This window comes from Novosphingobium sp. NPDC080210, assembly GCF_050281025.1.
Taxonomy (GTDB): Bacteria; Pseudomonadota; Alphaproteobacteria; order Sphingomonadales; family Sphingomonadaceae; genus Novosphingobium.
On record NZ_JBNNWL010000007.1, the window covers coordinates 1 to 24,603 of the forward strand.

Consider the following 24,603-nt stretch of genomic DNA (forward strand, 5'->3'; position numbering starts at 1 on the left):
ATAATGTCTTCCGGCTTGTGCTTCCTTGCCATTCCATTCCTCCTTCGTGGCCATTCCTAAAATAGAAATTGGACCACTCAGAAGGGGGCAGATCAAAGGCATGCTGCCCTGTCCGAAACAGGTCGCTTGTTCCTTGCATCATCTGAGGCTGCGGAACATGTGGGGACCGGCGCGCTCGATCTCTATTTGGCTTGCAAGAAAATCTCGCCAACCGAATGGGCCCAGTCAGATAATGATATCCGGCTTCTGCTGCATGCTGTCCTTCCCGACCCAGGCGAGGTACCGGCTGCTAAAACGCTTTACACCGAGGCATGGCGGGGTCTCTGGCGGCTGGTAAACCTGTTCCAGGGTGCGCGAGGGCTTCATGTTGAGTTCGATGGGCTCGACACGCTTGCCCCGCCGGACATGCTGGACCCCGTTGAGCACGATGAACTTGGTGCCGGCGCCGCCGCCTGGGAGGAGGCGCGCGCCCTCTGCGACAAAGCATTCCATTCTCTGATCGATGCACTGATAGCCGCAGAGACACCCGGACCGGACCGAATTGGGGACGACTTGCTCGCAGGTGGCCGCGTAATTGGGATGATGGAGTTCGGCTGGGCGGACGCGCGCGTAGCTGTCTCTGAGATGGCCGTAGATGAGGTCGGCTGGGTCCTCATCCAGTTTGACCCAGAGACGGACCAAGTCGGAGAGACGGTTTCGAGAGTTATTACAGCCCTTCAGGAGGCGCGGAAATGACAGACACAATGAACAAACGGGTCTCCTACGACATCGGTTGCATGAAGAGCTTGCGGAAGCTGCCGGATCGGGTGGCGCTCAAGTTCATGGATATGATGACCCGCTACATGTCCGACCCGTCCGCGAACGGGCTCAACCTCGAAACCGTGGAAGGTGCAAAGGACAGCTCGATCAAGTCACTGCGTGTCGATCAGGGTTACCGTGCAATCGCCTTTGAGGTGGGCCGCGACATCATGTTTGTGCACGTAAACGAGCACGACAAAGCATACCGCTGGGCGGCCGGACGTCGGGTCAAGCTGGATCCGGAGACGAACCGCGTTCGGGTCATCGAAGAGGTTGAGGTGGTGCCAGAGCTGGTGGCAACCCCAGCTGTAGCCGCCCCACGTCTCTTCGAAGGTGTCCCTAACGCGCGTTTGCGCGCGCTCGGCGTACCGGAGGAAGAACTCGCCGCGGTTTACCTCGTCCCGACAATCGATGATCTGGAGGCGGCTGAAGACCGGTTCGATCCGCTTACCTACCAAATACTCTACGCGGTCGCTGCCGGCTATGAGGACGAGGAAATCCGGTCTCTGACCGGGATCGGCGGAGAGACTGAGGCAGAAGTCCAAGTGCCTGCGACGGAGCTAACTTTCGGTCAGATGATCGAGACGGAGCAGAGCCGCCAGACAATCTTCATCCCAGACAGCGAAGCCGAGCTGCGTCGCGTTTTCGAGGAAGGGCTAGAAGGATGGCGCATTTTCCTGCATCCGGAACAGCGCAAGATCGCCTACCGGGACTATAATGGCCCGGCATTGGTCCGTGGTGGTGCTGGGACCGGCAAAACTGTCGTCGCGATGCACAGGGCGAAGCACCTGGCGGACCAGATCGAAAAGAGCCCGGACCGGGCGGGCCAGCGGGTCCTCATGACCACATTCACGACCAGCCTAGCCCATGACATCGAGGCAAACTTGCAGACGCTCTGTCCGGCCCATCTTGATGCGCGCCCGCCCCGGATCGAGGTGATCAATCTCGATCGGTGGGTCTCCCAGTTCTTGAAGCGAAAAAGCTTTGCGCGCGAGGTTGCCTTCTTCGGGGAGGCGCGAGATCGGCTGGACCAAGTCTGGCAGGAAGTGTTTGACGATCATGAGCTGCCCGAGGGGCTGTCTGAAGCATTTGTGCGGGCGGAATGGTCACAGATCATTCAGGCGAAAGGGCTTATCGACCAAAAGGCATACCTGAAGGCGTCCAGAGCAGGACGTGGCACCCCACTCGACCGGAAGAAAAGAGCTGCCCTCTGGGATATCTTCGCCGATTATCGGGCTCGACTGATCAGTGAACGGCTCGCAGAGCCGGATGACGCGTACCGGGAGGCAACCGAAATTCTGTCCGCCGAGGCGCCGAACCTTCCCTATACGGCCGTAATTGTAGACGAGGCCCAGGACATGGGGGAGCAGGCGTTCCGATTGATCAGAGCGATCGTTCCGGAGAGCCTGTCCGGAGATAAAAACTCACTTTTCATCGTGGGGGATGCGCATCAGCGGATCTACGGACGGCGGGCCGCTATGTCCGCGTGCGGGATCAACGTCCGGGGGCGCTCGAAGCGGCTTCGGCTCAACTACCGCACGACACAAGAAATCCGTGCCTGGGCTGTCTCCATCCTTGAGGGGGTCGACGTGGACGACCTTGACGAGGGTACCGATAGCTTACGCGGCTACATCAGTCTCATGCGCGGGGTTGCTCCGGAGCTGGTCGGATGTCGATCTGAGGCCGAAGAATTGGATGGGTTGGTGGCTTGGGTTCGGTCACTCCCGACCGACCAAATCCGGCTGGCTGAGATCGGTGTCCTTTGCGCACGTCGAGCGGATACGGACAGAGTTCAGAGCGCACTGCGCGCAGCTGGCATCGAGACCGTTATACTTCAGTCCGGCGCGGACGACCGTTCCGTTCCTGGGGTCAGGATCACAACGATGCATCGGGCCAAGGGGCTCGAGTTTTTTGCCGTTGCGATCCCGTTCCTCTCTAATGGATCATTTCCACCTCAGAAGGCCCTGAAGAGCGCGGTCGACGCAGCGGATCGCGATGACATAACTGCTCAGTACCGTTCGCTTCTTCACGTCGCCGCGACGCGAGCGAAGAAGGCGCTGCGGGTTTCGTGGTCAGGTCAACCGACAAACCTGATTAGGGGCCCAGCGTAAGCCAGCTGCCCATCGCAATTGCTGCTTGGTGAGCTGGTTAGCATTCGCATCACTTCTAAAGCATGCGAAGATTTATTGAGGTGCCGAATGTTCCGTATCGATCTTAGCCAAAATCGCCTCGCGCGCCTCGTTCAGAAGCGGTTTTCCGACCTGCAGCTGCGGGAACGGGACCACCTGCAAGAGTGGCTGGCAAACCAGCCAGACGCACTTGGCGAAGAGTTGCTGATCATCCAGAAGGAATTCGATGGGTTCGATGAAACCCGCGAACGGCTGGACCTGCTTGCGCTGGACAAGGATGGCAATCTGGTCGTGATCGAGAACAAGCTGGATGACAGCGGCCGGGACGTGACCTGGCAGGCGCTGAAATACACCGCCTATGTTTCCGGGCTCAACAAAACTCAGATTGTCGATATTTATCAGCAATATCTCGACCGCTACTGTGGGGGCGGGCATGCGGTGAACAGGCTCTGCGAATTCCTGGAAGTGGAGGACCTCAGTGAGATTGTGCTGAACCCCGGAAATGACCAGCGGATGATCTTCATCGCTGCGAATTTTCGAAGAGAAGTGACAAGCACCGTCCTCTGGCTGCTCAGCCGCGGCATACGCGCCCAGTGCTTCAAGGTCACCCCTTATGCCTTTGGTGACCAGCTAATCCTTGATGTGCAGCAGATAATTCCGACCCCGGAGGCTGCAGATTTCATGATCGGCATGTCGTCCAAGGATAACGATGAAAAGGTAGCTCAAGACACCCAGAAGAAGCGCCATCAGCTGCGCCTATCTTTCTGGGAAGTCGCCTTGGAGCAGTTGAGAGCTGATGGAGTGGAAATCTTTCGAAATATCAGCCCGTCACGCGACCACTGGCTGAACGCTGGATCGGGCCTCTCAAGTTGCCCCTACACGATGATTTTCTCCAAAGATGAAGCGCGCGTCGAGCTTAACCTGAGCCGCTCGGAGGCGGATGAAAACAAGTGGCTGTTTGACAAGCTGTTTGCTCAAAAAGACAAGATTGAAGCGGAGTTCGGTGCTCAGTTCGATTGGCGAAGGATGGACGCCAAAAAAGCCTGCCGGATTGTGTTTGCAAAAGCTTTTGATGGGTACAGCGAAGAAAGCTGGCCAGAGATGATCTCCTGGCTCTCCGAGCACGTCCGCAAGCTCGAGGCCGCATTCCGAACCCCGCTAGCAACATTGAACCAGCAGCTCCGTAAGCGGGTCGGAGATCCAACCCCCTCATAAGCATGCTTCAAACGACGAAATTGGAATGATCGTTATCGCTTAGCAATTTTGCTGTTGTCGGCACTAGGCGCGGGCAATGATCCTAACTGGGGGACCCATTTCGCTTCAGGCCCCATCACATCTAATGATACCCGTCGCCAACTCAAAGCCTTTTCCAAAGGAAAACCGCGAAAATCCAACGCTCTGCGATCATCCACTAAAACGGGTGCGGTCGAGAGCTTGAGAGAACATCGGGCTTAAGAGAGCAAATTTGCCCCGGCGCCACAGATATGCAGTGGAGAGCCCTTGGTCTATAACCGTCGAAACAAAGGGGATTTTCGCGCTCAACCCAAGGAACATAATGATTCCAATGGGTTGAATGGCGGTGGGAACGGAGCCGGGTTCCGACCTTCTCTGAGATGTAACACATTGATTATTATATTACGACTTTGAGTTCGAATCCCATTTGAGATCGGTTAAACATCGTTTGCGGGCACGACCGCCGACTCTTTTCCTTGCCCGAACGACACATGCTCGCTTACACCTCAATACGCCCACTAATTGGATGGGTTTGGAATCTGATTCGAGGGCGGCCATGGGGGAAGGCAAACCAAGTCTACGATGGAGCGTGGAGCAAAAGCTCCAGTTCATCGAGTTCCGCCTCTTCTGGGAAGGTCACGTCAATAGAGCCGATCTAATGGACACGTTCGGTGTCTCGCTGAACCAGGCATCGGGCGACCTCAACCGCTACATCGCGCTCGCGCCCGACAACATGGTCTACGACAAGAGCGGCAAGACCTATGTCCGTTCACCAGCTTTCAGCCCCCACTTCATGAAACCTGACGCCACCCAATATCTCGCTCAGGTACGTTCTGTTGCTGAAGGGATTGTCGCTCCAGAAGATGCATGGATCGGCAACCTGCCGCCTTTCGATGCTACACCCGCGCCTGCCCGGGGTATCGATCCAGCTGTACTACGTTCGATAGTAATCGCTATTCGGCGGCGTGAAGCTGTTGAGGTCCGATATCAGTCGATGTCGTCCCCCGATCCCGAGTGGCGCTGGATTGCGCCGCATGCGTTGGCATTTGATGGCTTCCGTTGGCACGCACGGTCATTCTGCGAGAAGAGCGGGGAGTACCGTGACTTCGTCATTTCGCGGATTGTCGAGACCCGTCAGTCACGGTCCACTCAAATGCAAACGGCGGCTGATACTGATTGGGACGAAATCGTTCAGCTTGAGATCGGCCCGCATCCAGCTCTCAGCCAAAATCAGAAGCGAGCGATTGAACTCGACTACGGGATGCAAAATGGTCGGGTTGTTATCCCTGTCCGCCGAGCCTTGCTTTACTACGCATTAAAGAGGCTCGGGCTTGATACGGATCCCGCGGCGCGCAAGCCACAAGATCAGCAGATTGTTATGATGAATGGTAATAATATTACTTCTTTTTACAAGAAGGGTATTAATTAATGCAGATAGACATATCCGCTGATGGAAATGAAAGAAAAACTGCGGATGCGACGCCCCATGCCGCGTCACTAATCCAAAGTCTGCGCGACATAGGCTATTCGTGCGAAACGGCCCTTGCTGACATTATTGACAACTCAATCACGGCTGGGGCGGAAAATATCGAGATACTCTCAGACACAGCCTCAGCGGAGCCTGCGTTAGGAATATTAGATGATGGCTCCGGCATGAGCCTCAGCGAGCTAGTAGAGGCAATGAGGCCCGGCAGTCGGAACCCTCTTGCACCCCGAGCTGACCATGACCTCGGTCGTTTTGGACTTGGCCTCAAGAGCGCAAGCTTCTCGCAATGCAAGCGCTTAACAGTTGTGAGCCGCCAGAATGGCACCCTTGCAGGCGCAACGTGGGACCTCGACGAGGTTGCCAGAACAAATCGCTGGGATATTGAACTGCACGATGTCGCCGATGAAATACCGTGGGCTAGTCGCCTGCAGGATAATGGCACGCTGGTGATATGGCGGTCTATGGACCGGCTCTCCGGTGGGCTCGACCATGACCACAGCAAGCGAGCTGAGCATGTCAATAGAGCCATCGCTAGTGCAGAGCGCCATATCCGTCTGGTTTTTCATCGCTTTATGTCTGAGGGGCGTAGCCCGCTCGTTATCCGCCTGAACGGTCGAAGGCTGGAACCAATCGATCCATTCGGAACAAAGTTTTCGACGCACCAAGCAGACCGGCCGGACAGCCTTGATCTGAAGAATGGGTCGGTAGCATTTCAATGCTTTACCTTACCTCACCACAAATCGATATCGAAAGCGGACTGGGAAGACATGGGAGGACCGGAGGGGCATCTGCGGTCACAGGGTTTCTATGTTTATCGGGGACGACGCCTTATCATAGCCGGAAGCTGGCTAGGTCTAGCCCGCCAGACCGAACTGACCAAGTTGTGCCGCATCAGGGTCGATATCCCGAACACCATGGACGCCGATTGGAAGATCGACGTCAAGAAGGCCTCAGCCCAGCTGCCACCGGCGGTAAGGGAGCGCATGCGCCTTCTTGTAGAGCGCCTTACTCAGACCTCGAAGCGGACATATCAGCGACGCGGGCAACGGCTGGTCGACAACGACTACATGCCGATCTGGCAAAGGATTCAGAAGGATGGCGCCATAGTCTACCGCCCCGACCCAGCGCATCCAGTTTTTGCGGATTTCTCAGCCCGGCTACCGGTTGATCTGCAGTCTGACTTCGCCAACCTCATCGGACTTATTGGCTCCTCCGTTCCCATAGCGTCGCTACACTCTGATTTCGCAGGCAGCGCAGAAGAGCTCGTGGCTGACGATGTCGACGTGGAGGCTTTGCGGCAGATGGCTGAGGCCATGGTGCCCCGCTTGGTGGCCCAGGGAACCGATACAGACCGCATCCTGGACATCCTGAAACAGGTCGATCCGTTCCAATCGGCGTGGCCTTCCTCCAAGCCGATCATTGAAGAAGTCATTAGCAAGGAAATTCCGGATGCCTGATGCCCTGACCAAACTTGATGGCGTCGTGTCCCAGCTTGTCGCCGGACAGGATCGCCCCACCGAGGACAGCATCCGCGAGACGATCGCGTCTATGCGTATCTCGCCAATGTTCGCAGATGTGACAGACGAGCAGGCCGAGCTGCTGGCGCGCCAGATCGAGGAGCGCGTCGGCATCAGCATGGGCGTGGGTGCCGTTGTAAGCGACAGTGAATTCGTTCCGTGGCTCAACGACGCCAAGGCCGCCGGCAGAATTGATCCATATTACTGGATCCGCTACCGCCAGCTTCTCCAAAAGAAGCGGCTGCCGAGGGATGTGATCACCTCGACCGACGAGGTGACAGACCGCATTCTGGACCGCATGGGCAACCCCCACGATACAAATCCGTGGGACCGCAAGGGCATGGTGGTCGGGCACGTCCAGAGCGGAAAGACTGCTAACTACACCGGCCTCGTCTGCAAGGCGGCGGACGCTGGCTACCGGCTTATCGTGGTGATCGCCGGCATTCATAACAACCTGCGAAACCAGACACAGGCACGTATCGACGAGGGGTTCGTCGGGCGGGACACCGGCCGGCTCGAGAAGCGCGATACCCGCGACAAGCCAAAGGTCATCGGTGTCGGGACCTTTGATGACCGTCGCGCGCCGGTCAGCCTGACAACCACGCTGAAGGACTTCAACAAGGCCACCGCGACCACCAATACCAGCCAGATCGCTTCCTACGCGGTCCCTGTGGTGCTGGTGATCAAGAAGAATTCCCGGACACTCGCAAACCTGGTCGACTGGCTCCGTGAGCACAGCACCGGGCGCTATTCGGAGATGGTCGATCAGCCGATGCTGCTGATTGACGACGAGGCGGACAACGCTTCGATCAATATCAAATATGGCCGGGAGGAGGTTTCGCGGATCAACGGTCAAATCCGCGACTTGCTCGGCCTTTTCCGCCGCAGCTGCTACGTTGGCTACACCGCCACCCCCTTCGCGAACATCTTCATCGATCCGGACACGGAAGACGATGTTTACAAGGAGGATCTGTTCCCCCGGCACTTCATCATCGGGCTGGACGCGCCGAGCAATTATTTTGGCGCGAGGAAGGTCTTTCTCGAGGGTGTGGCCGAGGACGCGGACACCAGACCGCCGCATCTGCGCTACATCTCGGACAACGGGGACCTGCTCCCTGTCAAGCACCGCATAAACCATGATGTCACCGAGCTGCCGGCTAGCATGATCGACGCCCTGCGGGCTTTCCTTGTGGCCAGAACGATCCGCAACCTCCGGGGGCAGGGTAACCAGCACGCATCGATGCTGGTGAACGCCTCAAGGTTCACGGGGATCCAGAACCTGCTTCGCAACCGGCTTCACGAGCACCTCAGGACGATCGAGGACGCGCTCAGGGTCGATGGGGCGAAGCCCGATGCGGATAGCAATCCGGTCATCGCGGAATTGCGCCGTTGCTGGGAGGATGAATACTCCGAAGTGTATTCCGAGTGGCAAGCTGTCCGTAGCGCTCTGCTACCCGTTGTCGCCTCGGCAACGGTTATCTCGGTCAACAAGGACTCCCCCAACAGTCTCGACTACGACGCCGGCGGCCAGAATGGCCTCACGGTCATCGCTGTCGGCGGGTTCTCCCTGTCCCGTGGTCTTACCCTTGAGGGGCTCACGGTGTCCTACTTCCTTCGCAATTCACTTATGTACGACACCCTGATGCAGATGGGGCGGTGGTTCGGCTATCGCGAGGGCTACGAGGACCTGTGCCGGGTCTGGATGCCGGAAGAGGCCGCCTCTTGGTACGCGCATATTGCCGACGCGACCGAGGAGCTGCAGCGCGAGCTCAAGCGGATGGAGCGGGTCAACGCGACACCCATGCAGTTCGGGCTGGCCGTTCGCAGTCACCCGAGCGCTCTCATGGTGACCGCCCGCAACAAGATGGGCTCGGGCGTCAAGCATGTGATGGTGGGCCTGTCGAACAGCTTCGTCGAAACCACCCGGCTCGGACTCGGTTCGATCGATCACAACCGCAAGGCGCGGAACCGCCTGATGGCGGCGCTCGAAACGGCGGGCTTCGGCGAGGCCACTGCCGAGCCGGTGGCAGGTGGCAAGCTGCTGCGACAGGTCCCCTTCGGGATCGTCGACGATTTCCTTCGTGATTTCGAGAATCATCCGGATTCGCCGCTGAGCGCGGTTGATCCGATCCGGCGCTACATTCGGGACAGGCTAGATGATGAGCTCGGGAAATGGGATGTCCTGGTGGTCTCGCTCAATCCCACCAAGGAGAAGCCGGTCGAGGACGTCTGTGGCTGGAGCCTCGTGCCGATCCACCGTTCGATTGGAGCGGATGATCTGTCCAGGAACATCCTCTCGGTCAGCGGCCCCAGCGCTCGCGTGGCCTCGCGCGGATATGAGAAGGCCGGACTTGCGCCGGAGTTGATCGAGCTGGCGGAAGCCGACTACCGGGAGGAAAACAACGCGCTTCCCGGCGCGAAACTCAATTATCCGGATCGCGTCTACCGTGCCCGTCGCCAGCGCCCGTTGCTGCTGCTCTACAACATCAGGATCAAGGATGGCGACGTTGAGGAGAAGGATCGGTCGAAACTGCCTGATGAGCCTGTTGTCGGATGGGGCATCAGCTTCCCGGTATCGTCCAAGCCGGATCAAAAGGTCGAGTATATCCTGAACACAACCAAGCTCCGTGAGCTCTTCGGAGACGACGACGCGGACGAGGACATGGGGGATGATGATGCCTGACAATCCTTGGGACGGCCTGGTTGCCGGTGGCAAGGACGCGCGCCGCGTCGCGAATTGCCGTCATGATTTCTTCTGGGTCGTATCCGGGAACTCGGAACCGGGCCTGCTGTTGCGCCTTGCGCCGGAAACAACCGAAATCCGGCCGCTGCCGAAGATGCGCAATCTCGATATCGCGTATCGCGAGGTGGCCGCACGCCCCTCCCTCGTCATCCTGCTGAAGGATGGGGAGCAGCACGAGCTCTTCGCCGGTTTGTGTGACGATATCGTGAGGGCCGGCGAGGCTGCCTCGGATAATCAGGACGCGCTGAGCCGCGCGATCCGGAGAACCTTACGCTGGCATCATCTTCTTCGCGGCGGAAGGACGGAGCAGCTGTCCCTTGAGGAACAGCGGGGCCTGATCGGCGAGCTGCAATTCCTCACCCACCTGATCGATCTTGTCGGACCACGCGCCGCGATCGAGGCTTGGAAGGGGCCAGCGGGATCCTCGAAGGACTTCGAGCTGGATGGCTGCCTTGTCGAGGTGAAGGCCCGAAGGGGAGCCGCCAAGCCGTTTGTGCAGGTCTCGTCGGAGGACCAGCTCACCGATGTCGGCGGATCACGGCTGTTTCTGGTCGTCAGTCCGGTCGACGCGGTGGTCAAGCCGGACGGCAAGACCCTCACGGATCATGTTGCCGAGCTGGACAAGCTGTTCGCGGTTGCCGACCCCGATGCCTGCGCGCTCTGGGAGGCGGCGATCGCGGAGACGGGCTTCGATTTTGGCGATGACTACTCCGACCGCCGATGGGTGATCGGCAAGAGCCTTCATTTCGAGGTTCGCGACGGTTTTCCCCGTATTGCGCTGCCTTTGGCCATTGGCGTTTCCGGTGTCCGGTACAGCATCGGTCTTGATGCCTGCGCGCCGTTCTCGGTCGAGGCGGATGTGATTGATCAGCTAATTGTCGAAAGGAACGGCTCTTGGACGAATTGACCGACTTTCACCGCGAGCTGATCGCGGATGTTCAGGGCGATGCCGACGCGATGGGGATGATCACCGCCGAGGCATTTCTGGAAAAGGTTGCTGAAATTCTTGATGAGGCGGGCGAGGCAAGTTCGCTCTCGCAGGGCTATTTCAGCGGCAAGAATGGCCAGAAGACGGTTCAGGTGGATGCCTACTCGTGGGACCCCACCGACGAGGAGGGTGTGCTCAGTCTAGTCATCTGCGATTTCGTTCTATCGGAAGAACCGCAGTCGATTGGCAAGACGGACATCAACAAGCTTCTGACGAGGCTTGTCGAGTTCGTGGTGGCGGCGAAAACGCGGGAATTTCGGGAGAAGCTCGAGGAAGCAAGCAACGGCTTTGTGATCGCCGACCTGATTGCCCGGATCTGGAAGCAGATCGGAAAGATCAAGCTGATCCTCGTCACGAACCGCATCAACAATTCGAAGACCGATGCCCAGCCTGTTGGCTCGATCGGCAATGTGCCGGTGACCTCGAACGTCTGGGATCTATCCCGCATTCAGCGGTTTGTCTCCTCCGGTCAGACGCGTGAAGATCTGATAGTCGACTTTGCCGAGGATTTTGGGGATCCTGTTCCCGTCCTGAAAGCCTCCTTCGATGGAGCTCCGCTCGAGAGCTTCATCGCGGTCATTCCGGGCACCCAGCTCGCCGCAATCTACGACAAATGGGAAGCCCGTCTGCTCGAGGCCAATGTTCGAAGCTTCCTTCAGGCTCGTAACAAGGTGAACCGGGGCATCCGCGACACGATCCGCGACGAACCGAACATGTTCTTCTCTTACAACAACGGTCTGACTGCGACGGCCGAGGCGGTAGAGATCGCCGACATGGGAGAGGGATTGCTGCTCATGTCCGCGACAAACTTCCAGATTGTGAACGGCGGTCAAACCACCGCATCGATTCATGCGGCCCGCAAGCTTGATCAGCTCAAGGACGTATTCGTCCAGATGAAGCTGACCGTGGTCCCACCCGACCTCGCCGAGGAGGTCGTGCCGCGGATTTCGCAATATGCGAACAGCCAGAACAAGGTAAACGCGGCGGACTTCTTCGCCAATCATCCTTTCCACATCCGGATGCAGGAGTTTTCACGCCGCGTGCTCGCACCTGCGGGTGACAGCAGCTACCGGGAAACTAAATGGTTCTACGAGCGCGCGCGCGGGCAGTTTGCCGACGAACGGGCGAGGAGAACGCCTGCCGAGCGCAAGAGGTTCGACGCGGAATTCCCGCGACTGCAGTTCTTCACCAAAACCGATCTGGCCAAGTTCGAGAACTCCTACCGCTGCAAGCCGCACATCGTCAGCTTCGGTGCCCAGAAGAACTTCGGTGAGTTGGCGAGGGTTGTTGGCGAGGAATGGGGGCGCGGCGACGCGGGCTTCGACGAGGTCTGGTTCAAGAGGTTGATCGCCAAGGCGATCATCTTCAAGAATCTTGAACGTCTGGTTCCCCACCAGCCATGGTACGCTGGCGGCTATCGCGCGAACATCGTGACCTATGCTTTCGCCAAGGTTGTGCATGATGCGGAACAGCGCAAGCGGGTCCTGGACCTTGACCTAGTCTGGAAACTTCAGCGCGTCCCCGTTGCAATGGAGCGCGCATGTCTGGCCGCTGCCGAGGTGGCCAACGATGTTATCACGCATCCGCCGGCTGGGGTCAGAAACCTCAGCGAATGGGCGAAGAAGCAAGCCTGCTGGGCGGACTTGTCGAAGCGCCCCGTTAACTATGAGTCAGGCTTCTTTGATAGCCTTATTGACCCAGACGAAGCCAGAGCCAACAAGCGCGACGAGCGCCGTGAACGGGAGGCCAGGAGCGGTATTGAGGCGCAGAGCGAAGTGGTTTCTCAAGGTGCGGATTACTGGAAGCAGGTGCTAGCATTCGGACAATCAATCGGGAAACTTGACCCGAGAGAAAGTGGAATTCTCCGGGCATGCACACTCCTTCCTACACGGATCCCGACCGAGAAGCAGTGCGTTGCTGCACTTGCTATCGTTGATAAGCTGGAAAAGTATTATCCCGAAAATTGAGGATTTTAAACAGAGAACGGCCATTAGCTAGCCCGCGGATCGTTTCGCTTCGCCCATACCGGACTAGTTCGAACTCCGTATGTCATCTCCCTGTTCAAGTTTTGCTGAGCGATATATGCCTCAGCCATGCTTGGCATCACCACTCTCGGTCAGCTTCAAAACCTTTTGCGGGGACAAGGTGTCCGAACAGCCTATGTGAAGCTGCTCTCACCAAAGCAGGATAACGACAAGAATCAAATATACTTGGGGGGCGGCCTCGACGGCGTCACCAACCTGTTTCCGGCGACGATAGAAGTTCGATCAGCGAGCGCTAGCACAGCAAAGCGCAAATCCGCAGTTGGCAAACCCAAACTGGAGGCCAAGCTTGAATTTGCCTGGCTTGGCGGCAATGGGGCCCGCTACGATGCACCGAATACCCGGATCATTGACTACTTCCAGTATCCGGAAGTCCGAATGTCGGGCTTCCTCAATGGCTGCGAAGCAGGGCCTGACGCGCTTCGGCGCCGGCTGCTGGGTGAGTTCGGACGACGTATCCTCGTCATGGGCACCGCCTTTGACGGCAAGGTTGTGGGCGTTGTACTGACCGAACGGGACGATCCGCTGGTCGCTGAGTTCCCTGACCTGCCGTTGGTTGGAGCCCGAGGCGTACTGCGCGTCCTTTTGGTCGATGGAGAGGCTGGCGCTGACCCAGCCGAACTGCTGCGGCATGAACTGGCGGCCATAGTACAAGGCGGCTGGCACAGCTCCCGGATCAACCGCGGCGGACGGATCGAGCCCTTCACCGGAGCTCAGGGTGGCGGATACACTCTCGAGGCACTCCTGGGCGTGGCAGCGAATGCCAAGAAGGCGCCCGACCGCCACGGCTTCGAGATCAAGAGCTTCTCGGGAAGCCGCATCAGCCTAATGACGCCGACGCCCGATCTAGGCTTTCAGGGCACACACAACTTCCGAGAGTTCATGGAGCGGTTCGGACATCCCGCAGTGAATGGCGATGGTTCCCGCCGTTTCACGGGCCTGCACAAGTCCGGTACCGTAAACGCCAAGACAGGCCTCGAACTTCGACTCACTGGCTATGACCGAGAAGAAGACAGGTTTGGGGATGCGGCAGAGGTCTCCGTACAGCTCTGGCATGTAGAAACCGGTGAGGTCGCTGCTGCCTGGTCGCTCGAGAAGCTCGCCAATTGCTGGAACGCCAAACACGCGAGTGCCCTATACATCACATTCAGGAGCCGCGAGGGCGAAGGCGGCCTTGCAGAATACCAATATTCGCCGACCTGGGTTCAGGGCCGCGGCACAGATGTATGGCGCCTCCTTCGGGCAATCGACCGCGGGATCGTGTTCTATGATCCCGCCGATACGATCTACGCCGACAATCGTGCCAAGGTGCGACCACAATGGCGCATCAATTCCAGTCAGCTAACACAGGCCATGGATCTGCTCTACGCTGAGGCCACCACCGTCACAGTCTGATCGCTGCCAATGCTTGCCTGAATTTCGTTCCCGTCAAGGAAAGCTACGCATCCGGCAAGTACATCTTCAAGGGGCAGTTTCGTGCGTCCCTTGAGCATACACTCCCAGATATTCATGAGCCGCCAGCCCTGATCGAGAAGCAGCGCGACAGTCTTCCGGTCCCGGTTGATGTTCCCTGCAATTTTATCCCGCCAGAAATCTTCTCGGGTCGCCGGCCAGCGAAACAGGGCGCAATCATGCCCATGCCAGAAACATCCGTTCACAAAGATGGCGGCTCTCCTTCCGGGAAAGACCAGATCCGGCTTACCCGGCAGTTCCTTCACATGGAGCCGATAACGATAGCCCAGCGCATGAAGTCCACGACGAATCAGCATCTCGGGCTTCGTATTCGCAGGCCCGATACCAGCCATCATTCTGCTGCGGACCTCCTGTGTGACTTTGTCAGCCAACTGCGCGCTTTCTTGCGGACCGGGACTGCACCTGATCAATCTCCAGCATTTGCTTGATCGACGGTTCCATAAAGCGGGCGATGGCTTCCACCACAGGTACCACCACAGCATTGCCAAACTGCCTGTAGCCTTGGGTGTCAGATACCGGGATATGCCACTTCCGGTCGCCATACTCGAAACCCATCAGGCGCGCGCACTCCGTCGGGGTCAGGCGGCGCGGTCGGGTTCCCTTTTGGCCGATCAAGATCTCGGAACCATCCTTGTGGTAGCGGGCCGACAGCGTTCGGGCGACGTCCTTCTCGCCAAACAGGCTATATCCAAAGCCATTTCCAGCTTTTTCATGCTTGGCGCGGTAGGCCTGCAGGTAATCCCAAAGCTTGGGCGTCAGCGTATATTTGGAATCAACCTCATTGTGCGATTGTAGGATGTCGCCCAACTTCGGCCAGAATTTCTGGGGCGGGATCATTTTGTCGAAATCCTCGAAGCTGAAACCGACATCTTGGCGGAAGCCGGCAATGAAGATGCGTTCGCGCTTTTGCGGCACCCATGGCTCCGAGCTGACCACCCGGTAGCTGATTGCGTAGCCCAGCTCGTCTTCGAGAGTGCGACGGATCACCTCGAAAGTGCGCCCCTTGTCGTGACGCTGCAAGTGTTTGACGTTTTCGAGCAGGAAAGCTGGCGGTCGATGGTGGCGCAGGATTGCCTCGATGTCAAAGAACAGGTTGCCCTGCTTTTCGTCAGCAAAACCGTGCGCACGGCCAAGTGAATTCTTCTTCGATACGCCAGCGAGAGAAAACGGCTGGCAAGGAAAGCCTGCCAGCAGCACATCGAACTCAGGGATCTTCGAGGGATCGGAACCATAAGGCCTGATGTCACCGACCATCAAATGGTTCTCGGTCTCGGCAAAGTTCTTGCGGTAGGTCTCGTTTGACCAGCGATCCCATTCACTGGTGAACACGCACTCACCGCCAATCGCTTCAAACCCGAGACGAAGGCCGCCAATGCCGGCAAAAAGGTCGATGAACCGGAATGCAGGCTGAGCCCGTTTGGTCGAGCGCTTTCCGGCAATCTCCCGAATGCGTTCCATCGCCAGCTTTGTCGGGGCAGCTTCGTTCGAAATGTAGCGACGGATCTGGCGGGCGGACACACCCAGCTCCGCTTCTGCCTCATCCAGCGACAGGCCCGACCGCTTAAACAATTCCTCGAACGTCGCGGACCAGTCGTGCATGGGAATCCTTCCAAATCATCGCCGGAGTAGCTGGGTCATTTTTTGACGGATTGGCACAGAGATTCCCGGAGTGCAAGTGCATTTTGTTCTTGTTTCGTTTTACACGAAGACTGCGACACCATCAACAGAATGCCGGCTTAACTGCTTCATTCCACGGCAATTGCGTAAAATTGACAGGAACATTCAGGGGGGCGCAAGTTTTGAATCGCGACAAGCTCTCCCCCCATCATCTAAACTTCCCTGCGAATCAGGCGAGGCTGTTTGCAGCGCCTCAAAATTAAGGCGACTGCAGGCAAATGATGGATTTCTCAATGGATACGGATAGGCATTGATGTGAGCATCTCCTTGAGACCCCCGCTTTGGGCAAGGAACAACGCCAGGAAGGCCATCGACTTGATGGATGGCACACCAGCCTATGTATCACTGTACAAGGTCAGGCCCGGGGCCGACCAACAGCTCAAGAAAGCCGCGGCTGAGATTAAATTGAAAACCTACCTCCATGGCATGGAGAAGGAGAACCGCCTCCTGATCACAGGCAAGCGACAATTCATTGCCCCTTGTCTTGGCACTGCTTACGTCTCCGACGGAGAGGAGGTTGAACGTAATGTGATGATTTCAAGGATCGCCTATAAAATCCAGAAATCCGGAATAGTCACCCAAATCACTCCGTTCATGAACATCCCGCACCATGCATTTGGTCGAATCTTTGAACGGGATTTACGCCCGCCGATTGAGGTGGCCAAGGCTATCGTGAACAGCCAGTTTATCGACACTATCCTTGAACTTCACTCGATTGGAGACCCCAAAGGACGCGAAAATGCCTTCGCCCTTCGGTTTCTGGGGGGCTTTCTGACGGGAACGGTACGCGAGGTCGTAGCCGGGAATGAAGTTGTTGATACGAAGATTCTGGACGTCAGGACATTTCTTCATGCCGATGACAAGCCGGAATGGGTAGCGATGACAACCGATAAGCCGTACGCATTTTTTCAATATGCTGATCGACGCAGTAAAAATGCATCTATCGATGAAATCTCTGATTTTTTTAAAGGATCTGTCGAGCCCGAAGCTTTGCGCTTTGATCCGTTACTTCTCATGGCATCAGTGCCCCGCAACAAATTCTAATTGCCTTTGCGAAACAGCCAAAGTGAAAGAATCCCCACCAGTATGAAAACGAGCAAAAGTGGGCTATTCAAAATTTCTTCGAACATCATTTTGACAGCAAAAATCACCAAAGCAATCAAAAACCCGAAGAATATTATATGAATAGGCCAGAGATCTTTGTCGTTCATGCCTCAGTTCCTGTGCAAGCCAACAGCACTACATGGTTCGTTCATCACCCCAGAACTTGGTGACGACAGGGAACCTCGGTATCCCGTCAGGGGTCAGGTGGAAAAACTGAACAGTCACGACGCGGTGATCTTCGGACAGAAGTTCAACAGCCCTTTGCTGGCTCCCCTTGATGCCTGCCCCAAATGTTCGACCGTCTGGCAGGCGACAGATCACGCTCTTGGCCATTCCGGCCCAGTTTCCGACGCCCTCTTCGATAGAGACACATTCATATTCGGCGTCCTGGAATTCCTTGCGCTTGAGCAGGCCCTTTGAGCGCTTCTGCTCATATTGAGCATCGGCCCGCCACATCGAACCTTCATATCCGGCTTCGAGCCACTCCCCATGAAGGGTGTCGTAGTGGTCTTCATCGACCACTCGGTTGGTGGAAACCAGCTTGATCATATCGGCTGATACGCGATCGATCGTTTCCTGCAGAAGGTCCCACCTTTGAGCGAACATCGCTTCCGACGAAGGTAGGTCGTAGACGTGATATTGCACCAAATCTTTCGAACGCCTTAGGTGCTCAGGGTCGGGCTCCTTGCGGCGAACCAGACTCACGATGGAATTGAAATCGTCCTTCAACTCGTGGTTGTAGAGTTCCCCGTCGAGGATCAGATCAGGGTTGTTTGAAAACAGCGGCAGAAGGCCTTCATGCACGTGTGGGGCGCCCAAAATTGGCTGCCCTTCGCGGGTGAAGAGGCCATCCTGACGCGCGACACAGCGGATCCCGTCGAGCTTTGGCTGAGCAAAACCCGGTGCAAAGGCCTCGTAACTCTTGGCAAGCATCGGTTTGAAAAACCGAGGCGTATCCACATCATCGACGTTTTCAAAATATTCCCGCTTCAGGTGATAAGCATAGGCCGATTTAATCTCGAATTCAGCCTGCTGGAGGTCGGTTCGCCCCTGCTTTCCTTCGCACATTGTCCAGCCTGTTGCGACCTGTGCCCCGTCGCGCAGTCCAGATAACACTCTGTGCGCCGCACCCTGACGCTCCATCCGCCACACACGAATTCGGCCCATGGTGTCCCGTTTGAAAATCGACGGATAGGAAATGATTTCGTCTTCCATAGGGTTTGTAGATCCAAGCAATTGTTGCAGCCTTGCGGCCTAAATCATTCGGAGCACTTCCCCGAACGGGAAGTGCTCGTCATTGGCCCCGCCGGGGACGAGAACCCACATGACAGGACAATCAGGTGCCTTGGCTGGAAAGTCGCCGTAACCATCCGTGAGGTAGATGCAGAGGCCCTCTTCGTGCGAGGACGCTGCGTCCGATATTGCACGAAAAAACGGCTTGAAGGATGTTCCGCCTCCGCCCTTGGGAGGCGGCATATCCGAAGATCGGCTGAGCTTGTAGGGACCGTGAAGATCGGCGTCAGCGTAATAGAGATCGCAGTCGATGTGCGGATAGGCCCACACAATTGACTGCACCTCGGCCAGAAATTGCGCAAGCTCCTGATCACTGACAGATGCACTGGTGTCTATCGCCATGTGAACCTTCAGGCTTTCTCCAGCCATGTCATCGATATACAACCCGCCGTGAATGAACCTACGGTCGAAACCGCCAAAGTCACACGGAGTGCGGACCAGAAATCTCCAGAGGGCCGTCTTCCAGTCTATCTGCGGTGTGTCAGCAATCCGCATTTCCCGGTCAAACTGGGCAGGAATTGAGCCACGGCCTCTTTCGCTCGTTTCGGCCATGATCTGGGCTGATCTGATCGCATGCTGCCAATAGGCTGCGTTTTCGCCTGCCACTCTGGAGATGTCGGAACCGTCGAGGGAGACTGGGCAGCCTTCCCCTCCTGCCAGGTCCATCACGAGCATTGGCGGGATGAGGATGCCATCTCTCTCAAGGATGGCATAGACCTCCTCGACGCTGAAATGTTCGATTGACTGGAGGCGGATTGCCCCAAGCGGCAACTCATAAGCTTCGAGGGGGGCAATCATTCCATTTACGACAATGTCCGCGGCAAAATTCCATAGCTCATGGTTGCGATGTTTGCGCCTCGGAACATGCTGCAGGGCGCAATGCAGCACTTCGTGCATCAGCAGCCCCTGAGTCTGCCTGACGGTCAGAGTGGCAAGGTAGGCAGGGTCATAGTAGATTTTTGAGCCATCTGTTGCTGCTGTTCCGAGACCCACGCGAGGTTGCAGGTCCGCAAATAGCAACAGCCCTGCGAAGAAGGGGGCGGACATTCGCAGCCCCAGAATAGCCCTTTGGAGAACTGGGTCCTCGTTCATCCAAACAGCAGATCCCTGAAGGCGAGCAGGCGTTCCTTGATTTCCTGGTTGCTGACCAACGTTCGAACGAGATCGTCTCCAAATCCCGCTTCGCGACTGTGCCTGACAATGTCGGAGGCAAGAACCTGGAACCACTCTGAAGGTGCCTCCTTACTGGCCCATTCGACGATGTGGTTTGCCCGCCCTGAATCCACGGCTCTGATGGTCAGGCCGATAGTGACTGCATAGCGGACAGATGGCTCATCCGGAAATGCGATACCCTTCTTGCCGGCGGCAATGGCATCGAGGTCCGGCAGCTTGCGGTAAACGGATTCAAACGCATCGAACTCGATTGCTGCGGCATTGCCTACAGCCGATGAGATCGGCAGTCCGATTGCCCGTAATCTACTGGCCATCATCCAGGTGCGCGGCGACGGCCAAGCTGGATTGCGCTGGTCGAGCTGATGCAACAGGTTGGTCCTGTAGGCCAGAAACGCCAGAATCCTCTCGTCGACGCGTGTCTTCAGGGCATGAAACTTGAAGCTTTCGAAGTCAGGCTGCACCTCCAGGTGGACAAAACGATTAGAGAGCGGCGCCGGCATATCGAACACCGAGGCCTTGTCTTCTTTCCGGTTCCCGGCCGCCCAGACGAACCAGCCATCAGGGACCTCGTAGTTGCCGACTTTCCGATCGAGGATTAGCTGTTGTGCGATGCCTTGCATGGCTGGGGGCGCCATGTTTATTTCATCAAGAAACAGAATGCCCCGACCATCGCGCGGCAAAAATTCTGGCGGGTACCAAGTGCATACGTTGTCGACCGGCACTGGAAGGCCGCGCAGATCGGTCGGAGCGAGTTGGCTGAGCCTGAGATCAATCAGATCCAGCGCGTTCTCGCTGGCACATTGCGCAACGATGCTCGACTTTCCCACCCCCGGTGGCCCCCAGATCATCAGGCTCAGCTTGACGTCATTGGAGATTATTGCCGCCAGTGAACTGGCCAAGGCCTCAGGCGTATGGACCAAACCGACTGAGCTTTTGGCTTGCTTTGTGGCTTTCACAGTCATTCGGGCTTCTCTTTAAGTGGCTCTCCCATGCCCATTAACCGAGATGTTGCGAGTTCCGCAGCCTTGATGTGGGGACCGTTTGCAATCTGCCGTAACAAGGGCGCGGGTACGTCCCCCCGACCTGCCAGGGCAAGGGCGTGTGAACTATTACCAGAGCGCATTGCCCAGTCGATGATCGATTGTGGACATTCCGGTGATTTCAGTATCGCCTTGATAGCCGTCACCGGCAGGCGCAAAAAAAGATCCGGGTCGACCAGCAATTGGAGAAGAATGGCCGTATTGGCGAAAAACTCGTTCGGAAATTTAGGCGCCAGCCTCAGCAGGGTCTCTTTCGGACAGGCGGGGTTTAGAGCCACATGGCGCAAAACCGATGGCGAGGGGGACTTGGCAAGTTTCTCCAGTGTTGAACCGGCCACCCGCTCGTGTTGCGCTATCTTTATGTCCAACTTGTCAGAAGTACCAACCAGCCTGTCCAACTCGGCCGCCGACAGGTTAATCAGATCCGGATCCCCAGCCACCAGATCACTCATCAGGGCTCCTCACCCGTCGCAACCGGCAGCGAGAGGAATTCGCGTACCAGTTCGCTGTAGGCGATAGGGTCGCTTCCACTGACATCCAGCTTCACAGTCTGATCGCCGCCGAAGTCTTCGTAATCGAACCCGGACAGCGACCAGCCCGGATCAACATCGATAGAGGCGCGAGCGCCCGCATCGAATTTGTAGACGCTCCATACCATACCAGCGCCACCTTCCTCGAACTCCCAGCCTTTGGCCTTGAGCCCCCGCAGCGCGCCAAGCGGCACCTTGGTGCCATCTTTCTTGCTGATAAGGTGCTCGGTTTCAGGGCCTTGGAGGAACCACTTCCTTGCCAGTTGAGGGAACGGCTGGGTGAGTTTGTTATCCGCAAAGATCTGAAGCCAGGCCTCAACATTGTCGCCGAACAGACACGGGTGCGGCAGAGTGACTCTTGCCTCATTGTCGAGAGACAGTTCCCTCCCATCAGCAGCCACGTATCGCCCTTCGGCATCGATCCGGAACGTCGTCTCAAGAGACTGATCTCTGAGGGTTGCCCACACAAGGCTACGAACCATCTTCGAGAGCAGCGGATGGACTGCAATAACCTCTTTGAAGGTGGCCCCAAGCCATTCGCGGCGACTGAGCATGCCTTTCTCGAACCTTTTTTTCTGGTCCGATGCTTGCCCCTTGAGCGCAGACTTGAATTCTTTCCACTGGGCTGTCGCTGCTTTGGCCAACTGAGCGTTGTCGCTCTTGGTGGCCTTGGGCAATGCCTTGAGGATATCGCCACTCTCGTCAGTGAGAACAGCATCCAGATTGGAATCAAGAGTTACCGAAAAACGGCGAGGACCAAAGTCGAGGGTCATCTGGCTGTTGTGTTCTAGGCCAAGATCGGGAACCGCAAGGTCTTCCAGCATCTCCGGTGCCAGACCGCGTGCTTCCGCAATATTTTCAAGAACCTCCTGGGCGTAGGCTTGTGCTTTGTCATATTTACTGAAGCGCATGATTGTCTGGAGGCCGGATATAGCAGTATTAGTGCCCAATGCGCCCAAGACATCAATGGCCGCAGCTGTTGCAGGATAGAAGGGGGCATTCCGGTAATCTTTTACCAGCAGCGCAGCAGCTCGCGCATCGCCCATATAAGCTAACGCATGGAGGAAACCGATCCCGTCCTTCTTCGCACCATTTTTGACCCAGCTAGAGTATGCGCTTAGGGCGAAATCAGCGAGTGACTCTCGATCGCAAACCTCCATCACCTTAATCAGCGCTGGCGCCTGCAACTGGCAAGTCGATGCAAGCATCATGCGGCCAATCGTCTCGACTGCATGTACTGGCAGCGCTTTGCCGCTCTCTTTCAGAATGGGGGCCGGATGTGCAGACGCAACAAAATAGGAGGGAAGCTTCGTGAGCTTCTTGGGGAGAAAGTCGGCCTCATCGCTGCGGTCAAGAAAAGCCAAGGCAACAGCAAGGGCTTCCGTTCCATAGCGTTTTGCAGTCTCTTCAATTTTCCCCCTGAAGCCTTGAGTTGAGAGCCAGCGTAATGCTTGCTGGGCATCACTTCGGTCGCTCTCAAACTCACCAAATGCGCAAGCCAACAAACCCGTTATTGCGGTGTCGGGGAAGCGTTTTAGCCATGTTTGCGCTGGCAAGCTCCCAAGGGCCCGCGCCATAACTGGTGCAACCTCGATAGCATCGAAATATGATAGGCACTGGATTGCGACACCATGATCTTTTCTGATGCCCTCGAAAGCTTCTCCTCTCAGACGATAAAGTGCCAATTCGTACTTACTTTTATCAGATAGTTTTCGGCTGTAAGAACAAACCAGATCTGATAATATATCAAAGCAATCGTTCCATAATTGCAATATTACGCTATTTGAACAAATAAGAAAGTCATCTACATCGAATCTATTTTCATAAATATCCCAGCTGGATAGTCCGGACTTGCGAGTTTTATGTCTTTTGCATAACTTTAAAATTTCTTTCTCTTTTTCTTTCCTGTGGCTTTGCTGTTCAGCTGGCTCCCAACTTGATATATCTGTGAGAATATCATCGTGGAGAGATCTCATCCGCTCATCAAACACTTCCGGAGGATCGAACGAGGGGGGACGTCCGTAGTTTGACGATATGTCGAATTTGATGTGCGGTGTTGGTGGTTCGGCCTTGCGAGGCCATGCCCCTGGAAGGAGGGGTGGGGGCAACGCGCCTTGATCAGCTTCGTCAATGGAATTAGTTTTCGGCTCACTGCTGCACGCATCCAGCAGAGCTTTGAAAGCCCTGGCAGCCTTTTTATCTGCCGGTTGCGCTTCAGAGTCTTCAAGCGAAAACCCTTTTTGGAAAAGGTCTGGGTAAGTCTGCGCAATGGTTTCAAGAAAGGGGAGGCGGACTTGCAACTCCCAACTATTAAGTTTCTTTTTCAAACCTCTCTGAAGCAAATCGCGCGCCAGCTTGATATCCCTCCCCCAAACTGCGGTCCATAAGGCATGGCTCTTTCTGGCATTAAACGGTGCTCCGGCGGCGACAAGCGCAGGCAGCGACTTGTGGTCCGCCAAGTCTGTAACAAGGTTGCCCTTGGGGTCCTGCAGGCTTAGGTCCGCCCCAGCTTTGATAAGCGCCTTCACCACTGACGGCTTGCTAAGGTCACCCTGATACCGACCAGTGCACGCAACCATGATAGGCGTTCGCCCATCTTTGTCCGGTAGATTTATGTCAGCGCCAAATTCAGCAAGTGCCTTAATCGCTGATGCTGTGCTGCCATCTGGGTTTGACAACACCTGAAAAACAGGAGCATTTTTTTCATTCCAACGTTTGCAAATCGGCTGGTTCAGATCCAATCCGTGCCCCGCGAGAATGGAAAGCTTCTCCTTGAATCCCGGACGCCAATGACCCCAATTGAAAAAGTCGTAATAGAATTCTCCAGCGTTTTTACTTAGAATATTCAATCCGACTTTTTCGAACTTGGCCTTGGCATCGCCAATCGACATTTCATTGAATTCTTCAGCCTTCATAGATATAACCATTCAAATCGATTTGGCATGAGGTAATTCCATCAGAATGCGATATCGGCCCCATCATCTGTGAGGGATGGGTCTGGATTTTTGCGCTTGGGAGGCTTGGGCAAAGCCTTGGGAATGAGTAACTGGATCAACATGGCAAGATCCTGCAGGTCAGTTACCGGACAGGGAGTTCCCTCTCGGAATTTAGCAGCGGCCACTTCCAGCTCTTCCGCGTCGAGTTCGCCGGCGATCTTTTTGCTGATGTCGTGCAACATCGTGAGAGGATCGAGGAAACCATGAGGATAGTCAGGATCCTCATTTTGCCAGGCTTCTTGCCAGTCCGAGCGATCGGACAGCTCGGTGTCATCGAACTCGCCTGCCGTCACTTCAATTTTGCCCTGCACTGCAGAAACCCAGTATCCCCCAAAGCGCACGATTTTCCCCTTTTGCGTCGTCCCATTGATTCGAGTGTTT

General features: G+C 56.4%; 19 protein-coding genes. 10 read left to right on the forward strand and 9 right to left on the reverse strand.

Features of this window, described 5'->3' with window-relative positions:
• Window positions 1-126 precede the first annotated feature (126 nt).
• From ACQKOE_RS14870 to ACQKOE_RS14910, 9 genes are all read left to right on the forward strand, one after another.
• Entirely contained in the window at window positions 127-735 is a 609-nt protein-coding gene (locus tag ACQKOE_RS14870; protein ID WP_427513500.1) for a hypothetical protein, read from the forward strand.
• Window positions 732-2,909 carry a UvrD-helicase domain-containing protein gene (locus ACQKOE_RS14875; RefSeq protein WP_427513501.1) on the forward strand — a complete coding sequence of 726 codons (2,178 nt, stop codon included), beginning with the start codon at window positions 732-734 and terminating at the stop codon, window positions 2,907-2,909. The genes ACQKOE_RS14870 and ACQKOE_RS14875 overlap by 4 nt, the downstream gene beginning before the upstream one ends.
• Window positions 2,910-2,996: 87 nt before the next feature.
• Window positions 2,997-4,142 (forward strand): DUF4268 domain-containing protein, encoded by a 1,146-nt coding sequence (locus tag ACQKOE_RS14880; protein WP_427513502.1) that lies wholly within the window; start codon window positions 2,997-2,999, stop codon window positions 4,140-4,142.
• A 607-nt stretch (window positions 4,143-4,749) separates the two neighbouring features.
• Window positions 4,750-5,589 (forward strand): WYL domain-containing protein, encoded by an 840-nt coding sequence (locus ACQKOE_RS14885; RefSeq protein ID WP_427513503.1) that lies wholly within the window; start codon window positions 4,750-4,752, stop codon window positions 5,587-5,589.
• Window positions 5,589-7,103: an ATP-binding protein gene (locus ACQKOE_RS14890; protein WP_427513504.1), complete on the forward strand. Its 1,515-nt coding sequence runs from the start codon at window positions 5,589-5,591 to the stop codon at window positions 7,101-7,103. Before ACQKOE_RS14885 ends, ACQKOE_RS14890 begins: the two co-directional genes overlap by 1 nt.
• Window positions 7,096-9,846 carry a Z1 domain-containing protein gene (locus tag ACQKOE_RS14895; protein WP_427513505.1) on the forward strand — a complete coding sequence of 917 codons (2,751 nt, stop codon included), beginning with the start codon at window positions 7,096-7,098 and terminating at the stop codon, window positions 9,844-9,846. Before ACQKOE_RS14890 ends, ACQKOE_RS14895 begins: the two co-directional genes overlap by 8 nt.
• On the forward strand, window positions 9,833-10,813 hold the full coding sequence (locus ACQKOE_RS14900; protein WP_427513506.1) for a PD-(D/E)XK motif protein: 981 nt from the start codon (window positions 9,833-9,835) through the stop codon (window positions 10,811-10,813). The genes ACQKOE_RS14895 and ACQKOE_RS14900 overlap by 14 nt, the downstream gene beginning before the upstream one ends.
• Entirely contained in the window at window positions 10,801-12,861 is a 2,061-nt protein-coding gene (locus tag ACQKOE_RS14905; RefSeq protein WP_427513507.1) for an AIPR family protein, read from the forward strand. Before ACQKOE_RS14900 ends, ACQKOE_RS14905 begins: the two co-directional genes overlap by 13 nt.
• 126 nt (window positions 12,862-12,987) lie before the next feature.
• Complete coding sequence (locus tag ACQKOE_RS14910; protein WP_427513508.1) at window positions 12,988-14,331, forward strand: MvaI/BcnI family restriction endonuclease; 1,344 nt, start codon at window positions 12,988-12,990, stop codon at window positions 14,329-14,331.
• On the opposite strand, the gene ACQKOE_RS14915 is transcribed toward ACQKOE_RS14910, so the two are convergent.
• Both ACQKOE_RS14915 and dcm read right to left on the reverse strand, forming a co-directional pair.
• Window positions 14,301-14,741: a very short patch repair endonuclease gene (locus ACQKOE_RS14915; protein ID WP_427513509.1), complete on the reverse strand. Its 441-nt coding sequence runs from the start codon at window positions 14,739-14,741 to the stop codon at window positions 14,301-14,303. The two genes, ACQKOE_RS14910 and ACQKOE_RS14915, sit on opposite strands and share 31 nt — an antisense overlap.
• 31 nt (window positions 14,742-14,772) lie before the next feature.
• Window positions 14,773-16,008, reverse strand: coding sequence for a DNA (cytosine-5-)-methyltransferase (gene dcm / locus ACQKOE_RS14920; protein ID WP_427513510.1), 1,236 nt, complete (start codon window positions 16,006-16,008; stop codon window positions 14,773-14,775).
• Window positions 16,009-16,401: 393 nt separating this feature from the next.
• Here dcm and ACQKOE_RS14925 point away from each other — a divergent pair, with 393 nt between their 5' ends.
• A complete protein-coding gene (locus ACQKOE_RS14925; RefSeq protein ID WP_427513511.1) occupies window positions 16,402-17,130 on the forward strand; it encodes a hypothetical protein in 729 nt (242 codons plus the stop codon).
• Here the strand turns inward: ACQKOE_RS14925 and ACQKOE_RS14930 are convergent.
• From ACQKOE_RS14930 to ACQKOE_RS14960, 7 genes are read right to left on the reverse strand one after another with little or no spacing between them, the layout of a single operon-like run.
• Complete coding sequence (locus ACQKOE_RS14930) at window positions 17,127-17,297, reverse strand: hypothetical protein (RefSeq protein WP_427513512.1); 171 nt, start codon at window positions 17,295-17,297, stop codon at window positions 17,127-17,129. The genes ACQKOE_RS14925 and ACQKOE_RS14930 overlap by 4 nt on opposite strands.
• Window positions 17,298-17,325: 28 nt before the next feature.
• Window positions 17,326-18,405 (reverse strand): hypothetical protein, encoded by a 1,080-nt coding sequence (locus ACQKOE_RS14935; protein WP_427513513.1) that lies wholly within the window; start codon window positions 18,403-18,405, stop codon window positions 17,326-17,328.
• Window positions 18,406-18,444: 39 nt separating this feature from the next.
• The gene (locus tag ACQKOE_RS14940; protein WP_427513514.1) at window positions 18,445-19,575 is read right to left on the reverse strand and encodes a vWA domain-containing protein; all 1,131 of its coding nucleotides are present in this window, start codon (window positions 19,573-19,575) and stop codon (window positions 18,445-18,447) included.
• Window positions 19,572-20,618, reverse strand: coding sequence for an ATP-binding protein (locus ACQKOE_RS14945; protein WP_427513515.1), 1,047 nt, complete (start codon window positions 20,616-20,618; stop codon window positions 19,572-19,574). Before ACQKOE_RS14945 ends, ACQKOE_RS14940 begins: the two co-directional genes overlap by 4 nt.
• Window positions 20,615-21,148, reverse strand: a complete 534-nt coding sequence (locus ACQKOE_RS14950) for a hypothetical protein (protein ID WP_427513516.1) — start codon at window positions 21,146-21,148, stop codon at window positions 20,615-20,617. Before ACQKOE_RS14950 ends, ACQKOE_RS14945 begins: the two co-directional genes overlap by 4 nt.
• Complete coding sequence (locus tag ACQKOE_RS14955) at window positions 21,148-24,141, reverse strand: DUF4132 domain-containing protein (protein ID WP_427513517.1); 2,994 nt, start codon at window positions 24,139-24,141, stop codon at window positions 21,148-21,150. Before ACQKOE_RS14955 ends, ACQKOE_RS14950 begins: the two co-directional genes overlap by 1 nt.
• Window positions 24,142-24,182: 41 nt before the next feature.
• On the reverse strand, window positions 24,183-24,563 hold the full coding sequence (locus tag ACQKOE_RS14960) for a hypothetical protein (protein WP_427513518.1): 381 nt from the start codon (window positions 24,561-24,563) through the stop codon (window positions 24,183-24,185).
• Between the last annotated feature and the right edge of the window lie 40 nt (window positions 24,564-24,603).